Origin of the sequence: Pseudomonas fragi (assembly GCF_002269505.1) — a bacterium.
Lineage (GTDB): Bacteria > Pseudomonadota > Gammaproteobacteria > Pseudomonadales > Pseudomonadaceae > Aquipseudomonas > Aquipseudomonas fragi_D.
This window is the reverse complement of record NZ_NQKQ01000004.1, coordinates 175107-196072: the sequence shown is the minus strand read 5'-3', so window position 1 is coordinate 196072 and position 20966 is coordinate 175107. Positions and strand designations below refer to the sequence as shown.

General features: G+C 40.5%; 27 protein-coding genes. 10 read left to right on the top strand and 17 right to left on the bottom strand.

Going from position 1 to position 20966, the window contains the following annotated elements; all coding sequences use genetic code 11:
- Positions 1-110: 110 nt before the first annotated feature.
- From CJU81_RS06055 to CJU81_RS06045, 3 genes are all read right to left on the bottom strand, one after another.
- Entirely contained in the window at positions 111-440 is a 330-nt protein-coding gene (locus CJU81_RS06055; RefSeq protein WP_095030231.1) for a hypothetical protein, read from the bottom strand.
- A gap of 92 nt (positions 441-532) precedes the next feature.
- Positions 533-778, bottom strand: coding sequence for a hypothetical protein (locus CJU81_RS06050; protein ID WP_095035903.1), 246 nt, complete (start codon positions 776-778; stop codon positions 533-535).
- A complete protein-coding gene (locus CJU81_RS06045; RefSeq protein ID WP_095030232.1) occupies positions 775-1053 on the bottom strand; it encodes a hypothetical protein in 279 nt (92 codons plus the stop codon). The genes CJU81_RS06050 and CJU81_RS06045 overlap by 4 nt, the downstream gene beginning before the upstream one ends.
- A gap of 76 nt (positions 1054-1129) precedes the next feature.
- Between CJU81_RS06045 and CJU81_RS23705 the strand changes: the two genes are divergently transcribed.
- Complete coding sequence (locus CJU81_RS23705) at positions 1130-1921, top strand: hypothetical protein (RefSeq protein ID WP_141232575.1); 792 nt, start codon at positions 1130-1132, stop codon at positions 1919-1921.
- A 47-nt stretch (positions 1922-1968) separates the two neighbouring features.
- Here CJU81_RS23705 and CJU81_RS06035 read toward each other — a convergent pair whose 3' ends face one another.
- Positions 1969-3069: a hypothetical protein gene (locus CJU81_RS06035; RefSeq protein ID WP_141232574.1), complete on the bottom strand. Its 1101-nt coding sequence runs from the start codon at positions 3067-3069 to the stop codon at positions 1969-1971.
- Between the two features lie 76 nt (positions 3070-3145).
- On the opposite strand from CJU81_RS06035, the gene CJU81_RS06030 reads away from it, so the two are divergent.
- Genes CJU81_RS06030 through CJU81_RS06020 form a run of 3 tightly spaced genes read left to right on the top strand, consistent with a single transcriptional unit; the run spans position 3146 to position 5050 of the window.
- A complete protein-coding gene (locus CJU81_RS06030) occupies positions 3146-3949 on the top strand; it encodes a hypothetical protein (RefSeq protein ID WP_095035901.1) in 804 nt (267 codons plus the stop codon).
- A 27-nt stretch (positions 3950-3976) separates the two neighbouring features.
- On the top strand, positions 3977-4411 hold the full coding sequence (locus tag CJU81_RS06025) for a hypothetical protein (protein ID WP_095035900.1): 435 nt from the start codon (positions 3977-3979) through the stop codon (positions 4409-4411).
- A 3-nt stretch (positions 4412-4414) separates the two neighbouring features.
- Positions 4415-5050 carry a hypothetical protein gene (locus CJU81_RS06020; protein ID WP_095035899.1) on the top strand — a complete coding sequence of 212 codons (636 nt, stop codon included), beginning with the start codon at positions 4415-4417 and terminating at the stop codon, positions 5048-5050.
- Positions 5051-5057: 7 nt separating this feature from the next.
- Here CJU81_RS06020 and CJU81_RS06015 read toward each other — a convergent pair whose 3' ends face one another.
- Positions 5058-5774: a hypothetical protein gene (locus CJU81_RS06015; RefSeq protein ID WP_095035898.1), complete on the bottom strand. Its 717-nt coding sequence runs from the start codon at positions 5772-5774 to the stop codon at positions 5058-5060.
- Positions 5771-7237: a hypothetical protein gene (locus tag CJU81_RS06010; RefSeq protein ID WP_141232573.1), complete on the bottom strand. Its 1467-nt coding sequence runs from the start codon at positions 7235-7237 to the stop codon at positions 5771-5773. The genes CJU81_RS06015 and CJU81_RS06010 overlap by 4 nt, the downstream gene beginning before the upstream one ends.
- Before the next feature lie 134 nt (positions 7238-7371).
- On the opposite strand from CJU81_RS06010, the gene CJU81_RS06005 reads away from it, so the two are divergent.
- The 5 genes from CJU81_RS06005 to CJU81_RS05985 all read left to right on the top strand — a co-directional run bounded on the left by CJU81_RS06005 (position 7372) and on the right by CJU81_RS05985 (position 10087).
- Positions 7372-8088, top strand: a complete 717-nt coding sequence (locus tag CJU81_RS06005) for a hypothetical protein (RefSeq protein WP_095035896.1) — start codon at positions 7372-7374, stop codon at positions 8086-8088.
- Positions 8089-8248: 160 nt separating this feature from the next.
- Positions 8249-8956: a hypothetical protein gene (locus CJU81_RS06000; RefSeq protein ID WP_095035895.1), complete on the top strand. Its 708-nt coding sequence runs from the start codon at positions 8249-8251 to the stop codon at positions 8954-8956.
- A 144-nt stretch (positions 8957-9100) separates the two neighbouring features.
- A complete protein-coding gene (locus tag CJU81_RS05995; protein WP_095035894.1) occupies positions 9101-9445 on the top strand; it encodes a hypothetical protein in 345 nt (114 codons plus the stop codon).
- A 55-nt stretch (positions 9446-9500) separates the two neighbouring features.
- Positions 9501-9809, top strand: a complete 309-nt coding sequence (locus CJU81_RS05990; protein ID WP_095035893.1) for a type II toxin-antitoxin system RelE/ParE family toxin — start codon at positions 9501-9503, stop codon at positions 9807-9809.
- Positions 9806-10087 (top strand): addiction module antidote protein, encoded by a 282-nt coding sequence (locus CJU81_RS05985; RefSeq protein ID WP_095035892.1) that lies wholly within the window; start codon positions 9806-9808, stop codon positions 10085-10087. The genes CJU81_RS05990 and CJU81_RS05985 overlap by 4 nt, the downstream gene beginning before the upstream one ends.
- 42 nt (positions 10088-10129) lie before the next feature.
- On the opposite strand, the gene CJU81_RS23700 is transcribed toward CJU81_RS05985, so the two are convergent.
- The 11 genes from CJU81_RS23700 to CJU81_RS05940 all read right to left on the bottom strand — a co-directional run bounded on the left by CJU81_RS23700 (position 10130) and on the right by CJU81_RS05940 (position 17919).
- Complete coding sequence (locus CJU81_RS23700; protein WP_141232572.1) at positions 10130-10390, bottom strand: hypothetical protein; 261 nt, start codon at positions 10388-10390, stop codon at positions 10130-10132.
- Positions 10391-10432: 42 nt separating this feature from the next.
- Complete coding sequence (locus tag CJU81_RS05980) at positions 10433-11062, bottom strand: hypothetical protein (RefSeq protein ID WP_095035891.1); 630 nt, start codon at positions 11060-11062, stop codon at positions 10433-10435.
- 34 nt (positions 11063-11096) lie between these two features.
- Complete coding sequence (locus CJU81_RS05975; RefSeq protein WP_095035890.1) at positions 11097-11789, bottom strand: SOS response-associated peptidase; 693 nt, start codon at positions 11787-11789, stop codon at positions 11097-11099.
- A 108-nt stretch (positions 11790-11897) separates the two neighbouring features.
- On the bottom strand, positions 11898-12500 hold the full coding sequence (locus CJU81_RS05970) for a hypothetical protein (RefSeq protein ID WP_095035889.1): 603 nt from the start codon (positions 12498-12500) through the stop codon (positions 11898-11900).
- 95 nt (positions 12501-12595) lie between these two features.
- On the bottom strand, positions 12596-13027 hold the full coding sequence (locus CJU81_RS05965) for a hypothetical protein (protein WP_095035888.1): 432 nt from the start codon (positions 13025-13027) through the stop codon (positions 12596-12598).
- Positions 13028-13160: 133 nt separating this feature from the next.
- A complete protein-coding gene (locus tag CJU81_RS23695) occupies positions 13161-13523 on the bottom strand; it encodes a hypothetical protein (RefSeq protein ID WP_141232571.1) in 363 nt (120 codons plus the stop codon).
- A gap of 59 nt (positions 13524-13582) precedes the next feature.
- The gene (locus CJU81_RS05960) at positions 13583-14596 is read right to left on the bottom strand and encodes a DNA adenine methylase (protein WP_095035887.1); all 1014 of its coding nucleotides are present in this window, start codon (positions 14594-14596) and stop codon (positions 13583-13585) included.
- 222 nt (positions 14597-14818) lie between these two features.
- Positions 14819-15181 carry a hypothetical protein gene (locus tag CJU81_RS05955; protein WP_095035886.1) on the bottom strand — a complete coding sequence of 121 codons (363 nt, stop codon included), beginning with the start codon at positions 15179-15181 and terminating at the stop codon, positions 14819-14821.
- A gap of 59 nt (positions 15182-15240) precedes the next feature.
- Positions 15241-16260, bottom strand: coding sequence for a DNA adenine methylase (locus CJU81_RS05950; RefSeq protein ID WP_153404196.1), 1020 nt, complete (start codon positions 16258-16260; stop codon positions 15241-15243).
- A gap of 332 nt (positions 16261-16592) precedes the next feature.
- Positions 16593-17000, bottom strand: a complete 408-nt coding sequence (locus CJU81_RS05945) for a hypothetical protein (RefSeq protein WP_095035885.1) — start codon at positions 16998-17000, stop codon at positions 16593-16595.
- A 460-nt stretch (positions 17001-17460) separates the two neighbouring features.
- Complete coding sequence (locus tag CJU81_RS05940; RefSeq protein WP_441007404.1) at positions 17461-17919, bottom strand: hypothetical protein; 459 nt, start codon at positions 17917-17919, stop codon at positions 17461-17463.
- 251 nt (positions 17920-18170) lie between these two features.
- On the opposite strand from CJU81_RS05940, the gene CJU81_RS05935 reads away from it, so the two are divergent.
- On the top strand, positions 18171-20942 hold the full coding sequence (locus CJU81_RS05935) for a DUF805 domain-containing protein (protein ID WP_095035884.1): 2772 nt from the start codon (positions 18171-18173) through the stop codon (positions 20940-20942).
- The last annotated feature ends 24 nt before the right edge of the window (positions 20943-20966 follow it).

Below are 20966 nucleotides of genomic sequence, written 5' to 3'. Positions count from 1 at the left end.
TGTGTTCGCAACTACATACTTACACGATATTTGTGAGAAACCCTTTAATGAACTCACACTACAAGCATAACATTTTAAAAACAAAAACAACTCAATAAGTCAATTAAAAATCAGATACCGTGCGAGCCGTAAAAAACCTTCCTAAATTCTTTCTTTTCTTTGTCATTCAACTGAACGAGCAATAGCGCATAATTTGCAGACTCAGCTTTCGTAGGCTCGACAAAAACTGGCTTGCCATCCAGCGTCATGTCGTATTCACCATGCTCATTGAGGTAGTTACTATAATATGCATGAGCATATTTTAGCGCAGAATCAATTTGCTCTAAATTCATCCCGCCAAAATCTTTAACGTGCTTTTGGACTTCTCTATTGAAAATATTCAAAGCAGCATACGCTTCACTATTTTTCACAACGCCTTTTAAATCAATTTCTTCATACATATAAAACTCTAATAATTTGGTTATTAATCGAATTATATCATTTCAATATCGCCAAATTTACCCTTAAAAATTACTGGCAAAAATAAACCAGCTCATGCTGGATTATTCCCCTCCTCTTTTTGCAGCTCATCCCACGTTGGTAGCTTTCTCAAACTCTTCAAGAATGGTCGAAGTCTTTTCATTTCCAACTGAGCTTTTTCGTAATTCTGATTAATCGTTATTGGTACACGCTCATCAGCTTCTCTTTTAGCTTTTATTCTCGCCTCTTCCTTGTCCTTTTCAATCTGCTGTTCCTTCAACCTAAATTCATAGGCAATTTTTTCTAGTTTTGTAATCATTTCCCCACCTTCAAATCATTGTTAATTAATGCATCAGAAACTTCGTTTAGTAAATTCAAACTCGTTGCATTCAGCGAAACCCAAAAACCCTTTTTCCATAATGGATACGGCGCGAATTCAATTGTTATTCGTTTCAGTTTCTTCGCAACATACACAATCGACTCACGACCAACCTGCCCATTGAATTTCACTTTAAGCCTCATTCCTTGCATTACTTCTTGCACATCAAAAACACCTTTCTCATTCAAAGCTTTTATTTCTTCTTTAGTGTCCATAAATTCATAGTTGTTTATTTCAACATATTATAGCATTTTGAGAATGGTATAATGATGTTAAACAAACAACTTACATATGAATCACATAACACTTAAACAAATACTGACAACGACTTTGTTCGCAGTATTGCTTTTATTATCGTTTGCATCATTCGCAGACAACGGCGTCACTACATTCCCCGTGGCTGACCTACCACCACTGGTTACTTCTGGCGGTTTAGGAAGCTCTCCGAATATCGCCGTTACGAGCGACGCTCAAGCGTATCGAGAAAAACTCGTTGCCGTAGCAATTCTTGTTGGGCAAGCACTTTCAATTTTTCTTGGCATGATTTTGCTTGTTTTAGCTTGTACTCGAGCAGCAGCATATTCAGAACAAAGTAGCTCAAACAAGCAAATAACCGTACCAAGCATCGTTATGTTATTCGTTTGTGGAGTAATGCTCGTTTCGTACACATCAACTTTAGGAACCTTAATTACTACAATTTCAGGCGAAAAAGGCGACGGTGTTTGTTACGTGGTTGAAAGCAGTACAGACGTAAAGATTAAATCTCAAAGTAGCTGCTGGACAAATGCAACGAGTGAAATATCAGGTTCACTAGACAAAACTATTTCAAGCAAGTTCGGAAATTCTGAGGCAACAGAAGCATTTCAAAACAACATGAAAGTGATAGTGGGATTATTTCAGGCAATAGGATTTTTCTTCTTCATCAGCAGCATCATGTCGTTAAAAGCAGTTGGCCACGGTTCATCAAGGGATGGATATGCAAAACCAGTCATTATTCTCATTGCATCGGCTCTAATAATCGACCTGCCCCATACCGCCTCGATGATTATGGAAACGGCAAAATTGGCCGGAGTGAATCTCTGAAACACAGACCAAAAAAAGCCCCATGAAGGGGTTTCTTTTTACACAGATTATTTGAAATACTTTCGTTCGAAACCTTCCCACAGAATATCCTTGGCTTGCTGCTTCGCGTCGAAAACCTCTTGCTTGCGAGCATTGGCTTGTTCTCGAACCACATTCAGCGCATCAATAGTCGCATTCACGCCATCCAGATTGTTATCCGAAAGCATGACGCCCAGTGCATCACTGAGGCTGCACGCATCTTCCATCGATTCTATATATCCCAAGCCAGCTTTGTAGCTCTCCTTCATGCACGCACGTAGGCGCTCACTATCTTTCGTAGACACGAAATCAGGCTTGTTGGCACGGTTGAGACTGCCTAAACGGTGCTGTCTGAGCATTTCGAGCGCTATTGCTAGCTGTGTAGGTTCAGGCGTTTTGACAGGCACGTAGACAGGGATAATGTCGTCATGGGCGAAGGTGTCTGGCTCGCTGAAAGGAACGTCCTCAAAGTGAGCAGGAAGAACAATGTCTTCGCTAGGCATAAAGGACTCATGCTCTGATTCTCCTTCGATGCAGGCCGGGATTGTGAGGTCGTCTGACTCGCAAGACTCAACACCTTCATCAGTCGCATCAGTAGGTGTGGATAGGTCAGACAATGCCTCTACAAACGTCTCAGCGTCGTCTGTACCAAAGGCTTCTTCAGCTATTGTTTCAATAATCTGCTGTTCCTGAACGACATACTCAGCTTCGTCTTCCTCTTCATCACCAGTCTCTACCCCGGCAAAAAACCCATCCAAATCTGACGCAGGCTGATTTAGTGCCTCAACCACTTCATCCAAATCTTGGGCTTCTTGGGCTTGCTGGGATTCGTGAGGAAGCACAATCACATCAGTTACTGGCGTGTCATGATGAATCTCTGGCAGTGCTCCTTTTGCTTCTAAACGCTGAAACTGGGAAGCAAAGTTTGCAGGGTAAAAATTCTTGGATTCAGAGGGAACAGAGCTAATCAGATTTGATAGTGAGTCAATTACTTTATTAGTGCTGTCAGTGACGACCGATTTGTTAGTTTCTCGCGTGTAATTGTCGAAATTGAATGTCAGATTATTCGACTCATCTTCTTTCTCATTGAAATTTAACGCAGGCATACCATTTATATTTTGTTCATTCATATGTTTTACAAGGTTTGTTTCTAATAATTGTAACATTTGTAAATGGTATAATAGACTTAAACCAAATTAAATCATAATGTCCAGCATTTACAACACTTTAGAAGAGCCTAATTTAGACATTAAGCTACCCAACTTCGTCGTTTCAATACCTCGAAAATGCAATCGCATCACTCAAACATTCATCAAGAATTATGCAAAGACATTAAAGTGCGACCCAAGAAACATTCTGATTTTTGAAAGATATTCAGATACAACAATATCTGAGTATGAATTCATCAGTTGTCACTACCTACACAACGAAAACATCGACACTCATCTAGACAGATTAGAAATCGGTTACAGAGTGAGCACGAAGGGGCACAGCCAATGGAGATTCAAGCGGAATATAGAGAAGGACAAAAACCTTTCAGATGGAGAGAAGTATTTTTCAGAATCATTCTGTCAATTATTCGAGAGGGCCGTTGACGTAACTAATGGGCACGAACATCTATCACGAAAAAACACCGAGTTTAACCCTGACAAAAGATACGACACACTTTATAAAAAGCCATTACAAACACCTGCAATCATTTACTCTACTGACTTATGCATAAAGCTGAAACACCTCACAGACCAGCTCATCAACCCTGTCATCGAGATTGCAGACGAGGCTGGTTTTCCGTTCAACACATTAAAAGCGGGGCTAATTACAACCAAGAAGCCACACGTCCTTGTAAAAATCAGGGAAGAAAAAAGCGATGATGTTATTTATTTAGCGATACTTAATTCGCAGAATTTAGCCATCAGCGGCATTGTACAAAGCAAGCACTCGCCAGAATGGAATAACTTTTTCATGATAATCAACGCCGAAAACGAAGATTATCAAAATGAAATGGTATAATTAGCATATTAATAATCACGAACCAAAATGACAACACTAAAAGAACATATTAACTCTTACAAAACAAACGCAAAGGACTTTACTGAAAAGCACACATTTCAAATAATTGCGAACATGACTATCTTCTTTGTAATGATTCAAAATGTGGGCCTTACAGCGAGCGGTTTGGTAAGCGTGGCAATATCAATGGTTATAGCCAATGGACTGTTTTACTTTTCAGATAGATATGACACAGAAAGCCTTGTAAAAATCTCATTCATTTCATTCTGCGCATTACTTTGTCTCAGTCAATTCTTTCAGCACGCATACAGTTTTTCATTTATTGACTGGCTAGTAACTTTAACAGAATTCAGCAAACAAGCGCCTTTGGCTTTACTTGGAATTCTCGCTTACATAGCACTGCCAATTGGCCTCGGAATTGGTATAACAAAAAAACTTAGCAAGACAACTAAAGAGGAGTAATTCATGAGCAATACCAAAGACATAAAAAACCTTATAACTGATGATTTTGACATAGATTCATTAGATTTAGGATTTAATGACTCGATAGGAAATCAACTAGATACATCTTTCGAAAGCTCACCATACAAGAATATGAATCAAAAAACCTATGAGGGTAAACAAAATGTCTTGATGGATTATTTACGCTTCTACAATGAAGACCTTTGCATAACAATCAACAACAAATACGCCTTTATGCCGCTCGAGCAAAACATGTCAATGTCAGTTTTCGATGAGGGCTTGAAATCGCTTATACATGGTAAGAGCAGAACGCCAAGAGAAATATTCGATTTAAAAATTAAACTCATGGAGTTTTTAAGAAACAAAGACGATAGATACAGCTTGTTTAGTCGCACGCTTTTAGAGCCGGAAGAGCAAAACCTGTTTTTTGACAAAAACTTATACGAACTAGACCAGAAATATTTCGGCCTTGGCATTTCCAGAAAGAAATTTAGCGTAATGCAGCCGTTTCAAATAATAGAACTATTGCATGGAAAAAATCTAAAAAAACACCATTTAAGCGAAATGTTCGATGAACTCAGATGCGACAGAATTAGCCAGCACTACCCTTCAGCAAAGCCTGACACCCCAAAATCATAAAAGCCCTTCACTGGGCTTCTTTTTTGAACGTGTTGGACGTGTCGCGTGTGTACAGGTCATCGAAAAGGACCGGCTTGTCCTTCTGCAGCGTCTTGTCTAAGAAGCTTTTAAGACTGCCTTCACTCACCTGAACAAGGTGCGAACCTCTCGAACCTTCCAATTTAGCGAGCGCGCTGGTAAGTCTTGGGTAGTCACGAAAGAAATCGGTCAAATCCTTCATCAAGAAACGACTCAGAAGCCCCGTGTAGGCTGACTTCATTGCTACTAGCCCTTCTACCTTAGATTCATCTGCAATGCCCTCCAAGGCTTCAAGCACCGCCTTGGAAAGCACAACCAAAAGGCTCGACCCTTCCACGTACTCACCAGACTCATCAACCTGGCCCTGTGCTTCATCCAGTAGGACAGACAAGCAGAACTGACCTTCATCAGTAGCGCTGATTTGAAATTCATCAGCCAAATTGACCAATAGGTTCTTCTGTAGCTGCGCTTGAAGCAGAGCAACGTCCCGGATGGCATAGCCCTCACCAGACGACAAAAGCCACTCCCGCCCGATGGGCGAGTGAAGGGATGACCTCTCAACAAGGATAGGCAAGTCGAGAGTACCTTTTAAACAGCATTTCAAGAGCCTTGTGTTGATGGTTTTGAGGAAAGCATCTGTCAAGACACTCTCATCAACCACCTTTTCAGTCTTACCATTTTTGCGGAACAAACTCAGGGGATTCATTTAAGCTTCTCCAAATTGCTCTTCACTTTCGATTCAGGCTCGAAGGTTTTCGCTGTTTCCATATCGTAAGGAAATGTACCCTTTTCATAAGCACTCTTGTCCTTTAATAATTTCATACCTGTACCAACCGTTGAAACTGCGATTTGAGCGTACTCTTCTTTTTCACCAAAGCGTTTTGCATGGATATTTCTATTATCAGCAGTGAATCCAATCTCAATCCCTTCGACCTTTTTAGCCTCAACAAGCTCTTTAAACTCAACGAAGTTATCGCTTTTTGTTACCAGCTCTTTCAATACGCTTTTAAGGTTTCCAGCCTCTTCCAACTGATTTTGGCGGTTATGATAAAGACCTACGCCCTCTTTCATTTCAAGACCGTTTTCTAATTTTTCAAGAGGAAAGGTTAAAACGTGGATATTGCCGTCCTCAACTGGCCTGACGTGCGATACGGAAACTAACTCGCCATTTTTGCTGAAATTTATTTCGAAATTACGCTTTGCAAAGCTCTCAGCCTGTTGCAGCAATTTGAACATTGCACCACCGCTATTCTGCATCGCTAGGAACAATTCTCCTTGCAGCGTTTTTGTATAGTCTTTCGCCACAACTGGTTTTAAGACAAGTCCATCCGTTTTTTTCACTACATCAGAAGCAATAATGGCAGGCTTCTCATCAACCTTATCCGCAACCACAGGCTTTTCAGGTTCGAACTTTTCAATCGTACCAAAAGGCTCAACCTTAGTAATTTTGTTTGGTTCAGGCTTGCCTGACTCACCAACCTCTACACCACCAATTTCAACTGGCTTTACTTGCTTAAATTCTTCCTTCTGCTTTAAAGCATATTCATCCATTAAATGCGCCCATTTCTTGCTTCTGATTTTGATGCGCTTCAATGGCACTTCATGTTCAAGCAATGTCTCAATCGCAATTCTCAATATTGCTTCTTGTTTGGAGTTTGGGATTGAAGGGTCATCCTCTTTAACGAAGGGGTATGCTGTCTTGTTATTCTTCGCAAATTGCCCCGCAGAAATCTCCATCATGGCCTTAAACTGAGTTTCATCAGCATTTGTATATTTGAAGTCGCCTGAACTTTTCACAGTGAATATTTCATTGCCAGCCTTATCAGTGATTTTGAAATTCTCATACATCAAGGAGCGATTGAAAGAATAGTCATGCTCTTCACAAAACTTCTTTATCTTCTCTTGAAACTCTAACTCGGCATGTTCAATTTCCCTTGCAGACAATTGGGGTTCTGACTTGCTGGACACAGCATGCACGCCTGATTTGTATTTATTCGAATCGAGCTGACCGTACTCCTCAGCAACATCATCAGCCTGCATACCATTCAGTTTCTCTTTATTCTCAGAGGGATTATTATAAAAATCATCATCTGTCAAAAAGTCTCCTTTGTGCGTGTAGACCTCTTTCAATTTATTCATCACACTTATTAGTGATTCTTTAATAGCCATTTTTAAGTACAGTTGTTATGTCCATATTTTACCATTTTTAGTAATTCATATTTTCACCAAAAATATCTCAATTGAAGTTACCAGCGTTTTTTGCTATATTAACCGACTCTTTCAAACACCCAATGCGAATCTAAATGACAAACTCTATTTCTGACAATATAGAAAGCCTTCCAGCGAAAGAACTGTACGAAGCCTCTATCAGTCGTTCAGAGCACGCTCCACAATCTAAAATTGTCAGTGAGTTTGTTCTTGATGCGTTAGTGAACAGCTCAGGCGAAAGCTCTCAAATTCGTGAATTGCGTGCATCTATTCGTAAAGCAATTGACGAAGCAGATGACGATAAAGCTCACGACCTAATGAGCGAGCTGAAAAAAATCAAAGATGCTGAACAAGAAAATGCTTCTGCCTTGGCTGAAATCAGCTCTAAATTCTCCATTGCTCAGATTTTGTCCAGCTTCCGTACTGACCCAGCCTTTGAAGAAATCGTGTATGGGTTGGCGTTGAAAGTCCTGAATCAGACAGACAAAGCTCTGAAAGAACCAGCGAGCAAAACCAAAACCCCGCGTGTAAAGAAAGAAGCTGAAATCTTCGTCATCACAAAGGACAGCGGCGAGTCAGCTATTCTGGCTATGCGGATGGGTCGAGGCGCTACCATCCTAAGTCAGGATGCGGAAGCCTTTGCCTTGCTAGGCTTTGCTATCGAGAAAGACGAGGATGGTAAAGAAGTGTTATCCCCATCTACCTTCACAGACAAGACTGGTGCAGAGCACGCCGCTTCACGTAAAGCCATTGTCACTGCCATCGAAAGCCAAATCGCATTTGAAGGCTACACAATCGCTGCTCAACAGTGATTTGATGCGAATCATAAAGCCCCTTCACTGGGGCTTTTTATTGCCTCGATTTTGTAAACAATCTGTAATGTCACATAATTTTGTTGACAACATCGTGATGGCACATTAGCTTCACATTCAAGCAATTGAACATTATTAATTTCAAGAAGGATTTTCGAAAATGGCTAACACTCATAAAGACCAAACCACAGCCAAGCACAGCTTTGAAGAAGCTCAGGCCGCTGATTCGCATGCAGAACAAGCTAAGAACCTTGGCACAGCCATTTTTAAGAAAATCACTTCGTTGAGCGACAACAATGCTCTTGCTGAAATTCACGCCAAAATTGCAGCAGCCGCAAACCAAGGTGACGACGCCTTACTCGAAAAGCTTTTTGCTCAACTGAACCAAGCTAAGCTGGACCAAAAAAATATTGCGGACCAGTACAAGGGTATTCGTGGCAACAACTCCTTCAAGACCATTCTTCAAGCGTACAGCGAAGAGTTTCGTGATCTGGCTTACAGCATCGCAACAGAAGTAATCAAAGGCACTAACGTCGCACTGAAAGAGGCTAGAACTCGTAGGTCTTCGACCGCAGCAACCAAGCGTGAAAAATCCCCTGCCGTTACTTACACAGTAACGAACCCGGATGGTAAGACAGCAGATGTGACTATGCGCAGCGGCCGTGCAGGTGCTGACCTGACCCAAGACAAAGAGTTTTTTGAGCTGCTAGGCTTCAAAATCGAAACAGACGAAGCTGGCAAAGAGCATACGAATCCTACACATTTCAAGCTCAGCAATGGCAAAGAAGTAGAAGCCAAACGAGCTGCTATCGTGAAAGCAATCAAAGAAACAACTGCTTTCGAAGGTTTCACCATCGCTCCGAAATAACCCCAAAACTTAAAAGCCCCTTCATTGGGGCTTTTTTGTGCCTGAGTGTTTTATATCTGAGTATGCTCCCGGAATATTACCGTAAGCACAAATTAGGCTTTTTCGAAATGTTACAATTAGGAGTATGAAACCAACAGAGACATTATGAGTAACAAACCCTATAACGATAGACACGCTCGCGCTATGCAAGCCGCTGCAATATCTGCGATTGCAAGAGCAGAACGAGCACAATTGAAAATAGATTCATTAAACTACATTGCTGATATTGAAGGCTTGGACATGACGTTTGAGCTAGCCAAGCGTTTGGCAAAGGGCATCTTCCCTAGTGGATTAAGCCACAGATTCATTTCTGAGCATTTCTCAACCACAGGCAGAAGCCCTGCAAGCAGAACCCCTGATTTATCGCGTGTGGGCGAGCTGGTCATGAAATACAAAGACATTGAGCTTCCTCTTCATACCGGGAGCAACATCAACGCAAGCCCCACCTGATCAAATATTGATCAACACCGTTGCTTGAGTGTCGCCGTTCGGCTACACTCGACCCATGAACACACTCATCCGAACCCACGAATTTGACGCATGGCTGAAAGGTCTTAAAGACGTACAGGCACGCCTTAGAATCATCAGCCGTATCATGTCAGCACAGGAAGGTAATTTCGGAGACTGTGAGCCGGTAGGAGAAGGCATTTCAGAAATGCGGATCTTCGTCGGACCCGGCTACCGCGTGTACTACACAAGGCGCGGTGAAGTGGTCTATCTGCTACTGTGTGGAGGCAACAAGTCCTCACAGAAACGTGACATTAAGCTTGCGAAGTCCATCCTCGATGAGATCGAGCAAGGAGATAGAAAATGAGAGAACTCAAAGTCTTTGAAGCATCTGACTATCTAACCAACGAGGACGAGATTGCTCAATTTTTGACCATTTCGTTGGAAGACCCAAACCCTGACGTTTTCCTTCGTGCGCTGCAAGAAGTCGCAAAGGCGCGTGGAATGAGTCAGCTTGCGAAGGATGCAGGTATCAACCGCGAAAGCCTCTATAAAGCGCTGGCACCGGGTGCAAAGCCCCGCTATGACACGGTATTGAAGCTGGTAAATGCTTTGGGTGTGAAATTGACTGCACAGCACGTATAACAAAGGAGCCAAAAGGCTCCTTTTTGTTTGCAGAATTTGTAGTCATTTAATTTTATCAATATTCGTACGTGACTTACACTCATTGATTAATATTTCAATTAATGCAGCAGAACTATTTTCAACGCGTTGATTTATTTCGTGCAACAAAACCCAAGCACTAAAAAGGTGGCATGCAGTAAACGCAATTATGATTTCATCTAGTGATGCGCCAAATAATACCGCTAGTAAAAATGGAGGAACATAGGCCAATGCACAATACTTGAGGATGTAAATTTGATACTCTCTATCATTTAATATATTCATTTTATTTCAGTTTATTTGATACTCGAATTATACCATTTCTATTTAACGAAATTTACCATTAGCGCCCTTTGTCTTTGAAAGGTGAAATGCAATATTGTCTGCAATCACAGTTCCGTATAAACTAGTTTTGACTTTATTAATCCAAAAATCATAATCGTCAAAGCCGTCGAATGGCTCGACACTAAAATAGCCACCAACTAATCCGTCGTGTGAAATATTGAGCTTTCTTTTTTCTGCACAAATCACATACCCTAACGAAGTATTTTTGAAAGTGTGCATATGGTAAGCAGCAATAGCTTTAATCATTTCACGAATTTCATATACGAGACTAGATTCATCCTCAGTAAAATCAGTTTCAGCGACAACAACCCCGCCTGTCCAAGGACGTTCTTCATTTACCTTATTGATAGGCTCCGCACTGAAAACATGATTTTGGGAATATATATTCTCAACAGAATCACTTGAATCAAATACTATTTCATTTATTCGCTCACCGCCAGAAGTCACCCGAGCGCTATCGTAGAACGATTTATCAGGGCTTGCACCCATTTCTTTTTCATTACACTCAATAAACTCTTTAAAGGCATTGATAAATTCTTGCGTTGTTAACCACTCGCCATCAAGAAAATACTTATCATGTTCTACGCCGTTTTTTTTAGTTTCCGACTTCATTTTAATTAATTTTGTTATGAGTCAATTATACCATTTAGGTAATCGACTTTATGAGATAAGCCCCTTTGTTACGCACATTTCCAACATCTTTACTCACCGGATACCATTCGAATTCATCCGCAGGCTCTCCACGGTCCCTAGCAATTTCCTTGGCCCTATCCTTGGTCAAATCAGGTTGTAGCCACTCCCGAGCAATCTCAGGGGAAAGCACAACGGGACGCCTGTCGTGTACGTCCACCATCCCACCCTCGGCATCAGCAGTGATAATCAAAAAGCCCGGCGGCTCATCTGGTGATGGTCCCGGCTCGACTTGTGCCAACCCAGCAAAGAACATTGGCTTGTGACTTCTGAGTCTTATAAAGAAAGGCTGCTTCTTCTCACCGGGCACTTCTTGCACCCATTCATACCACCCATCAGAGGGTATCAGCGCCCTGTGGTCAGGGAACAGATCCTTGTAGAACCTCCCCTTCGCAATCGTCTCTATGCGTGCATTAATAGGCTGAACCACCTTTGGCTTTGGCCATGTCACTTCACGCTTCCATCCCCAGTGAACTGATGAGATCTGAGGGCCGTCAGGGTGTGTATGGATGATTGGCACATCAGTAGAAGGCGCGATGTTGTAGCGCTCAACAGGCGTCTTGTCAGCCGCTTTGAAGAGGTCGTGTTTAGGGTCTAGCTCCTGAACGTACTCATCGAGGCTTCTGAACATCACGAATCGACCGCACATAGCGTTTCCTCCATATAAGGTAGGGTTTGTACGTGAGAGTGTAGCGAATCTACGGAGTTCAGATAACAAAAAAGAGCCTATGGCTCTCTTGTGATATTGCTTATGATTTTACATTTTTAGTTTCGGTTTAGACGCTTGCTTATCTTCGACCTTCAAATCAAGCTTGCTCTTGATTTCGAGCAAAGAGTCAGAGACATACTCACCAGCAATTTTCAAACCAGAAACCAAGTCTTGGGCGCGGATGGAGCCGCCGTGAAATGCTGGAATTGAAACGTCAAAGCCTTTACCAATTGGCTCATGATGAATGCTGCTCACTCTTAATAAAACATCGCTTGCAGCGTTTTTTATCAATTTTTCAGAATTCAACTTAAGAACTGAAGATGCATCAGACGCATCAATCTTAACATTACCATTTGAGATATGATTTTTTATCCCTCTTAACTCAGGGCTTTGATTTATCAAATCAGAAATCTGCTTGGCAACTAATATATTCTCAATATTAACATTGGTAGGAATAGCTGACTCATCAACACCAGCGCTTTTCAATATGTGTGATTTGTTGTTTGAATATCTTTCAAAATAAGTTTCATCCGCTTGAGCGCTTCCGCCCCTAGCTGTCAAAACCGCTTGCTCATTATTGAAATTCAACGAATCAACGACTGACTCTACTATAATGTCATTTAAATTTTCCTTCGTAAATTTTGTACTCATTTTCTTTTACCTTTTGTGGTGAACACACAATTGCATTCATTGAGATTATTATACCATTTTAAAAAATCGGATTTTGCACTTTAAAATACTGCCAACTAAGGCACTTCGATACTGAACACATTAAGCATTAAACGTCCAGCCTCAACTGACTTCGACTTAGAAAAGTTTCGAGTTTGCTTAAGGATAACGTTGTACATAATCAAATCACTATCAATCGCATCAGGATTATTTTTAATCGGCCTTAAAAATACTCTGCGATTAGTGAGCATGAAATAAATTGCCATGTGAGAAAGAAGTCCATAAGTTCGAATGGCATGACGCATAACACTAGCGTCAGTATTGATTAAAGATTTATTATATTTTGCTTCCACATTAGCAAATCGAGACAATGCTTTGTTGCAAACATCCTTCAAGAACTTTTCATGCTCATCAGACAATGAGCGGGATTCTATAAGCGCTATCTCCCGTCTTCTCACGCCATCAATATTCGCTTCCGAGGCATCAAAGCCCATTCTTACCTTTCCCATACAATCACCATTAAAAATTATCTGTCTCAGCAGAATTACTGAAACAGCAAATCAAAACCAACCTATGCACCATTACTAGTTAATTTAAATTAACAAAAAACTTATCCAGCCTTGTGCAATCATCTTAAAAACATCAGAATGGGTAATATTGCTTATTCATCCATTCATAAGAAAAATCGTAATCCTCATCTTCAACTCTGACTTTGAATCTGTCTCCAAACATAGTAATTGTCATTTTCTCAACATCAACTGCAGCCACATCAGAAAGCTCAAGCTCCCAACCTGTACACCCATGTTTTACAGAGCAGAATTGAAGTTTAGTTGTAAAATATATAGATCCATCTTCGAAACTTTCTCGATCTTCAATACCCCACAACTCTTCACACTCATAATTATCTTGAAACAGAAATACTCTTTTATCACCTTCCCCTGTCTCGTTATAAAGCTGACAAACCTTTGCCCAAAACTCATTAAACTCATTGATTGATACGTTCATAAATACACTCCGATTTTTGGCTTTCGCCTGTTAAGTTGTTGCGGTACTACATTTGGTATTCAACCAGCTTTGTGTAAAACATGCAGGTATTCCGTTACGGTTTCACCGCCTTCAGCATTCTTTTGCCCTTTCTTAGAACTGAACCTTTTATGTTCCATTTCATGAACTGAATATTTGCCATTTGCTGACATAATGTCGCCTACCAACTCAGACGGCATGAGGCTTTCGTTCGAATAGCTCATAACAAGAAATTCAAAATTTGCAGATTCAACAAGCGTCCTGAATTCGTCTTCTACTTTCTTTTTGCTAGACCACGGAGATCCAACCCTTCCAACTCGCTTGCCCGTGATTCCGGCAATTTCAGGTTTGTCGTTCTGCGCAATGGTGTTCAGCAGATGGTAATCACCGCTGTACTGGCGCTGGTTGTACGGAGGGTCGAGATACAAAATATCACCCGACACAGCCTTCACAAGGTCATTTGCATCGCCTAAATACACATCATTATCTGCCACGGAATCTTTGAGCTGAAAGCCCTTAAAAACAATAGGCTTAATTGATGAACCCTTGAATTCCTTCAAATAAGCCGTGTACAAACCAGTGGTATTCGATACCTTGTCAGCCCCTTCAAGAACAGAGCAAAGACAGTAATAAAACTGTTGTTCAGTCAGTTCTTTTTCGTTATACAAACGATAGACAAGTGATATACCGGCATCGATTTTCTTTGCGTTATCGTTTGTAAAGTACGTTCGGCCACCATCCTCGCTGTAATTCTGATAAATAAACCCTTGCTCACCATCCATGCAATAATTCATGTAATCCAAAATCGGCTTACATTCATATGCTGTTGAAGAATCGTTATTAAGCAAATTACACAAAGTAGCGTAACTATAATATTCAAGATCATTTGCTACGACCTTAAATCTATCTTTAAAGTGATTCGCCACTTTCCCCGATCCTGAAAACAGATCACAGAAAACAATCTCATCAGCGGGTTTGTTGATTTTAAATTGACACTCAGTAACAACAGTATCGATAAAGCCAAGCAGTTTTGTTTTAGACCCGAGATAATTCATGAAACACGAAGCTGTGCTACAACACCGGCTAATCCAATGAAGAGAAATAGACTTTAACTATTTTGGTATGCATTGCAGTATTCTTTAAAACTGCGGTTAGAAATGTGAAAGCATTTCAGATAATGCACGTAGGTGTTACTAATTGCGCATCAGTTTAATTCTTCTTAAACCGAGGATATAACTGATTCAAACCGATTACCGGAAGGGTCTTGCTCACATGAATCAGAAGGGGTAGTACTCCCGATTAGAACGTTCATGACCAAAATTATAATCTTCATATTCCACTCTGAATTTATATCTCGTACCGCCATCAACCGTAAGAATCATTTTTTCAGAATCGACACTAACTATTTCAGATAAACCATATTCCCAACATGTACAACCGTGATCATAGGAACACCATTGCAATTTTGTAACAAAGCTCAGCCCTACATCTTCGTCAATATCCCAATTATCAATACTCACAATTTCTTCGGCGTGATAATTGTCTTGAAAAATGAATAAACTTTTTTCCCTTGTAGATTCGTCGTACATCTGACACACCTTCGCCCAAAATTCGTTTACTTTCTTAATTTTCTTATTCATGGTATTACTCTCCGATTTAAGGCTTTCGCCTGTTAATATGTTGCAATATTACTTTTCACTCAACCAACCTTGTGAAGTACATGAAGATATTCCGTCACAGTATTTCCACCAACAGAATTTTCATTCCCCGCCTTGGATTTGAAGCGCTGGTGTTCCATTTTTCGAACAGTGTATTTTCCAAACGAACCCATCACATCCCTGATCAACTCAACAGGCATAATACTTTCGTTCGAATAGCTCATAATGAGGAATTCAAAATTTGCAGACTCAATCAGTGTTCTAAATTCAGCTTCAACATTTCGCTTGCTTGACCAACCTGAAATATTGCGTCCTTCCGGGCGCCCAGTAATCCCGTAAACTTGAGGTTGCTCATTCTTTGCCATCGTGTTCAACAAGTGATAAGCATTGCTGTACTGCGTTGCAGTGTACGGAGGATCGAGATAAAGAATGTCTCCGCTCGCTTCCTTTAAAAGCGCGTTAGCGTCTCCTAAATACACTTCATTGTTCGCCACGGGTTCAGTCAAATCAAAGCCTTTGAAGACGATTGGCTTTAAAGCACTTGTGGTAAATTTTTTGAGGTAAGCTAAGTACATTCCGGTCGTATTGCTCACTTTATCCGCCGCCTCCAACACTGAGCAAAGACAATAGTAAAACTGCTGGTCATTCAACTGCTTGTTTTCATACATCTCATATACCAAAGAAATCCCAGCATCAATCAACATGGCATTTTCATTTGTGAAGTACATCCGACCACCAGCCTCACTGTAATTCTGATAAATAAATCCTTGCATACCATCCATACAATAATTCATGTATTCTAAAATCGGCTTACATTCATATGCTGTTGAAGAATCGTTATTAAGCAGATTACACAAAGTAGCGTAACTATAATATTCAAGATCATTTGCTACGACCTTAAATCGATCCTTAAAGTGATTTGCTACCTTTCCAGATCCAGAAAATAAATCACAAAAAACGATCTGGTCAGACGGCTTATTGATTTTCGACTGGCATTCACTCACAACCGAATCTATAAATCCCAAAAGCTTTGTTTTCGAACCAATATATTTAATACTCAAAAAACACACGAAGCTGTGCTACAACACCGGCTAATCCAATGATGAGAAATAGACTTTAACTATTTTGGTATGCATTGCAGTATTGTTTAAAACTGCTTTTAGAAATGTGAAAGCATTTCAGTTAATGCATGTAAGTGTAACAATTACAGGCTAGTGTTATTTAGCCTTTTTGAATCTAGGGTTCAGATCACTAATGCCAGTTAGATTGAAAAGCCTTCTAATATATTGCCCACCACCAAGAGCAACCCTTGCTCATTGAGATTTGGGCTTTTCAAATATCCCGAAAGACGACAAGCGCATTTCTCAGTGCGTGGTTAAGCGAGTACTGCAGACTAATTAACGATTAGACATTCAGCGATTGTTTCATCAAGGGCTTTAATCGCATATTTCCGAATTTCTTTTTTCGACATAAACTTGAACATCCTCACCATCTCGTTGTATATAAATACCAGCTCATCACCTTCTACATGAGGTATAGATTTGAGTATTTTATGACGATCAGTAAGAGAGAAATACAGAAAACAAGCATATACATTAAAAGACTTCGCAATTGCCGCATGAATTAGATCTTCTGATTTCGAAAATTCCTCATCAGCCACAATATCTATTTCATTGAGCAAATCAACAATCGCATGATGCAGTGTTGACTGCAAAAATGATTTCACTTCAGGGGAATAAGTAAAGCTATCAATTACGTCATATTCTTTACGTACTGCTTTAATAATTTCTAGACCATTCATATTTTCCTATTCTCGTATAAGGAGGCTTTCGCCTGTTAAGTTGTTGCGGTAAAACTTTATTTCCGAAACTCAGTTGTTTCGACGAGGCAAAAGATATCTATTTCCGTTTTATCTGTCAAGGGCACAGAAAAACAGAAAATACAACCCTTTGAAAAGAAAATGCCAAAAAAAGGTATTTTAAAATCTATTAAAATCTTCAATTTAAATTTTCAATTTTCTTCAAAAAGCTGACAAGCCTTTAGATTAGAGGCTTGCAGACTTGCTGGTCATATTTTAATCAAAGGAAAAAGAGAAAGAAGAAGGACACTGGAAATATTAAAGGCTCATATCCTATAACATAACGATCTTAAGATTTGTATTTTGATAACTATTTAATCCTACAATATAGGAAAATAATTGTAATAAACCTGACTTTTAGTAAAATTTGTGATCGGGAATGACTTGAACCATCATGAATTTCTCAGCTTGGCTTGAAAGTCAGCTCACCTTTCCGCCATTTGACGACCTTCGAGATCGCCTTTTTGAGCACGGTGGTCATCCCTGTCTCTATTGACGCATGAGCACCGAACACCATCACAACCTTCTGCCCTTCCCTGTACACAAGCCCTTTTCCTTCTGGAACCATAACAGTGGCTGTGTCGTTGGTGCCGTATACGTCCAGCGCGACCGAACGGAAGCGGATCTCAAGTATTCCGCCATCGCGTGAAGGCTTCACTGAGGCTTTGAAGTCATCAAGCTTGATAGTCAGAGCTTGCTTGTCGTCTACGACCAGATTCGACTCTTTGTCGAGCTGGACCACGTACACGCCTTCTGCTGTCTGTTCACACATATAGATAGAGGAAAATGCCGTCAGGAGCTTCACAAGGTCATTTTTGAAGTCGCCAAGCGTGAAAAGCGCAACCGGATCGAGGTGATTCATAGACAGGATTGACTCAGTAATGCGGGGCAAAGGTGCTGTGGACTGATTGTACGTTGCCTTGCCTGCCCTACCTAATAGACACAGCACAGCCAAAGGCACGCTCAGACGCTACGCACGTACCATCAACCTGTCCCCCTTCACTCCATTTCAGAGAAATGGGGAGTGGCCTTCCCCGCTCATTGCAGCCTTCGCCTTGTGTCAAAAAGCAGTAACACCAAATGGTATAATGGATTGAAACTACTGCATCTTAAATGAAACGTTTAGCGCCTCTATTCCTTTTCCTCCTTGTCATTTTTTCCGGTTCGGCTTTCGCATCTGCTGAAAATTGCGGCATGAGTGTCGATGGTAAATCTTTAAAATCATTTGATTCTGAAATCTGCCCGCAAAATATTGCTCAAAAAATCAGAATTGCCTTTTTCGGGGAGTCGATTTACACGTCAATTTTGGAGAACAAAAATAACGATTCGAGCTATGAAGAGATTCAATCAGATTTAACTCAATCACAGAAAGACTTTAATACTCGTACCATTGAATCTTTTAGCACAATGAAAATTTTGATTTTTGGCGTAGTCTTAGTTTTTCTAATTGTAATAATATTCAACTCAGTTATCACATTGACAAAAGCAATTTTTGGCAAAGAATTCTCAACAGACGAGAGCGGAAACCCTCCCCGTTACAATTTCTTTGTGGCTATTGGCGTAATGGGTTTGGGCGCATTCAGTTTCATACCGGGTTTTTTCGGACATAACGGAAGCCTATCAGTCAGCGATTATTTCAACCTTGCAGCAGGGCAAGGAGCATTGCAGCTCGAAAACATGGTCATCTCTACATATCTTAGCAACCAGCTCTCAGGCGGCTTGGAAGTGCCCACAGTTGGTGAATCAGTAGCAGAAGCGAACAAAAGAAAAGAGAACAGCAATGTCTATTATTCAGCAAAAGCAACAATCGCAGGATTTGTATCAACATCGCTGGTCATTTCTTCATCGAGTGCTTTCAACAATTCAATCGAAAACCTACACAATCACACAACGGATTGGAGAGTAAGAGACAAGACAGTAGATGTATGGCAACCCAACAACAATGACGGCATTGATTTCGAGCACCGTTTTGCAGAAGACCCAAACCAAACAATGTGGTCAGCAGACCCTATTACCTTTGCGCAAAACCCTGAATCTATGGGGGAAAACCTTCCTTATTTAAAGGCCGTTGGGTACAACCAGAACTACCGTGATTACGCTGTTAAAGACAATCTTTACAATAAAGCTGAATTACTCAAAGTAGCAATCAAGGAGGCTTATTTTAAAGACAGTGAAGCTGGATTCAAAGAAGTAGCAAATACTGCAGTTTCTCATTTCTTCAAAGACGCTCAGGCCAACATCCTCAAAACTGAATTTTTAAACATGATGGCAAAGTCTGATGAAATTGCTTTGCAGAGAATAAACTACACTTGCTCATTAGAAGAAAGCCACAGGATAGAGGCGAAGAATTTCATTGACGCTCATACAGGAGCTGGTTCAGCAGGAGCTGGCTCATCTGAATGTGTATCAACAGATTGGAAAGTGATGGGTACAGAAGCATCTGATGTTTACGCAGCGAAAGTTAAAGAACTCACAATCGCGTTAATTGATGAATATTATAATATACGAATAGCTATAAATGCTCAGTTGCAACAAGCAATGTACTCAACTGACATTGTGAATCGAGTTAAAGAAACAAGACAAAAAGCGGCACTGAATTTCTTTTGGACTCATCCTAGTCTTACAAATGACTTGAATTTCACTCAGTCAGCACAAAGCCAATTCAACATCACGTCCCCGATTCAAACCATTCAAACGAAAGCAATGGGCACATTTGTCGATGACGATTGGGCTAAATCTCACGGGTATCCAGAGGCGACTTTGATGATTGGTGAAGATTTCAGAGACTTGAAAATCGACACACAAGATAAAGGCACTCCTACGCTAAAAGACTCAAAAGCTATCATGCAAAGCCTTTACAGCGAAAACGCAACATCGTCAGGACAGAATGCAGAGTTCATGCAAGCAACTGGCTTATCTCTTGCAAATCCACAAATAAAATTCGATGAGTGCCGCGCATCAACGATTTATCCAATCACTTGCGTACAGAAATATGGGCAACAAATCAGCGAAACTATGATTGACATTGCAGAAGTAGCAATCGCTATGAAGCTAATTGGTTACGGGGCTACGCATTTTGGTGACAAGAAAAAACAGAAACTGATGAGTGAGCAAGCAAAAGCTGACGAAAAAGCGGGCGTGTCGAAATCAAAACTTTCTAAGAAAGACAAAGCTAAAAGGAACCAACCAAACTTTCTCCAAAAGGTTGGTTCATTCATGTCAACGTTTGCAAATTTCTTCCTCAAAGCTTCTTTGTTTGGCTACATCTTTGCACTGGTTTTGAAATTCTTAATGACAACGCTAATGATTGGGCCATTCTATGTTCTTTACGTGCTCAACATGTTCTATTCTTTGCTTGTGTTTTTAACCTCGGCATTCGCACTGCTAGCATTTTTACGCTTCAACGACATGAACAATCTAAAACTGCTCGCAAAAACGGTTTGGTCTTTCTTCTTATCCAACCTTTTCTTCGGTCCTTTAATCCTTGTGTTCTACATAGTCAACTGGGAAATAGCTGCAATACTCGACAGAAATCTTTCAACGATAATTGCGTATGGATTCAGCTCGGCAATTGGTTCAGACACAAGCACTATAATGCAGCACCTAATAACACTTTTCGTTTCGTTCGTGTGCTTTATGGCTGTCAACATTGGCTGCTTAAGATATTCATTTATAGCAATGAATACAGTATTAGAGATTGTCGGCCTTGATATGCCGCATATTAAATACACACAAGAATTTATTGGTAGAATGATATTTGTGACAAACATAATCACTTTCTCAATGTTTCATTGGCTTGATGTAATAATCACAAGCCAAGCAAGACGTGCTTTCAAAAGAAAACCGAACTTTTTAAGCCACTTTGGGAGAAAAGGAAGAGGCTAAAAACAGAAGGCCCAAATGGTATAA

Bases quoted from the DNA above. Each gene is read 5' to 3' on its own strand.
- CJU81_RS23700 (WP_141232572.1), bottom strand. From the start codon at position 10,390: ATGAATATATTAAATGATAGAGAGTATCAAATTTACATCCTCAAGTAT.
- CJU81_RS05945 (WP_095035885.1), bottom strand. From the start codon at position 17,000: ATGAATGGTCTAGAAATTATTAAAGCAGTACGTAAAGAATATGACGTA.
- CJU81_RS05970 (WP_095035889.1), bottom strand. From the start codon at position 12,500: ATGAGTACAAAATTTACGAAGGAAAATTTAAATGACATTATAGTAGAG.
- CJU81_RS06000 (WP_095035895.1), top strand. From the start codon at position 8,249: ATGGCTAACACTCATAAAGACCAAACCACAGCCAAGCACAGCTTTGAA.
- CJU81_RS05955 (WP_095035886.1), bottom strand. From the start codon at position 15,181: ATGAATAAGAAAATTAAGAAAGTAAACGAATTTTGGGCGAAGGTGTGT.
- CJU81_RS06020 (WP_095035899.1), top strand. From the start codon at position 4,415: ATGAGCAATACCAAAGACATAAAAAACCTTATAACTGATGATTTTGAC.
- CJU81_RS06045 (WP_095030232.1), bottom strand. From the start codon at position 1,053: ATGGACACTAAAGAAGAAATAAAAGCTTTGAATGAGAAAGGTGTTTTT.
- CJU81_RS05935 (WP_095035884.1), top strand. From the start codon at position 18,171: ATGAAACGTTTAGCGCCTCTATTCCTTTTCCTCCTTGTCATTTTTTCC.
- CJU81_RS06035 (WP_141232574.1), bottom strand. From the start codon at position 3,069: ATGAATGAACAAAATATAAATGGTATGCCTGCGTTAAATTTCAATGAG.
- CJU81_RS23705 (WP_141232575.1), top strand. From the start codon at position 1,130: ATGAATCACATAACACTTAAACAAATACTGACAACGACTTTGTTCGCA.
- CJU81_RS05995 (WP_095035894.1), top strand. From the start codon at position 9,101: ATGAGTAACAAACCCTATAACGATAGACACGCTCGCGCTATGCAAGCC.
- CJU81_RS05965 (WP_095035888.1), bottom strand. From the start codon at position 13,027: ATGGGAAAGGTAAGAATGGGCTTTGATGCCTCGGAAGCGAATATTGAT.
- CJU81_RS05940 (WP_441007404.1), bottom strand. From the start codon at position 17,919: ATGAATCACCTCGATCCGGTTGCGCTTTTCACGCTTGGCGACTTCAAA.
- CJU81_RS06015 (WP_095035898.1), bottom strand. From the start codon at position 5,774: ATGAATCCCCTGAGTTTGTTCCGCAAAAATGGTAAGACTGAAAAGGTG.
- CJU81_RS05980 (WP_095035891.1), bottom strand. From the start codon at position 11,062: ATGAAGTCGGAAACTAAAAAAAACGGCGTAGAACATGATAAGTATTTT.
- CJU81_RS06010 (WP_141232573.1), bottom strand. From the start codon at position 7,237: ATGGCTATTAAAGAATCACTAATAAGTGTGATGAATAAATTGAAAGAG.
- CJU81_RS05990 (WP_095035893.1), top strand. From the start codon at position 9,501: ATGAACACACTCATCCGAACCCACGAATTTGACGCATGGCTGAAAGGT.
- CJU81_RS06005 (WP_095035896.1), top strand. From the start codon at position 7,372: ATGACAAACTCTATTTCTGACAATATAGAAAGCCTTCCAGCGAAAGAA.
- CJU81_RS06030 (WP_095035901.1), top strand. From the start codon at position 3,146: ATGTCCAGCATTTACAACACTTTAGAAGAGCCTAATTTAGACATTAAG.
- CJU81_RS06025 (WP_095035900.1), top strand. From the start codon at position 3,977: ATGACAACACTAAAAGAACATATTAACTCTTACAAAACAAACGCAAAG.
- CJU81_RS05960 (WP_095035887.1), bottom strand. From the start codon at position 14,596: ATGAATTATCTCGGGTCTAAAACAAAACTGCTTGGCTTTATCGATACT.
- CJU81_RS05975 (WP_095035890.1), bottom strand. From the start codon at position 11,789: ATGTGCGGTCGATTCGTGATGTTCAGAAGCCTCGATGAGTACGTTCAG.
- CJU81_RS23695 (WP_141232571.1), bottom strand. From the start codon at position 13,523: ATGAACGTATCAATCAATGAGTTTAATGAGTTTTGGGCAAAGGTTTGT.
- CJU81_RS06055 (WP_095030231.1), bottom strand. From the start codon at position 440: ATGTATGAAGAAATTGATTTAAAAGGCGTTGTGAAAAATAGTGAAGCG.
- CJU81_RS05985 (WP_095035892.1), top strand. From the start codon at position 9,806: ATGAGAGAACTCAAAGTCTTTGAAGCATCTGACTATCTAACCAACGAG.
- CJU81_RS06050 (WP_095035903.1), bottom strand. From the start codon at position 778: ATGATTACAAAACTAGAAAAAATTGCCTATGAATTTAGGTTGAAGGAA.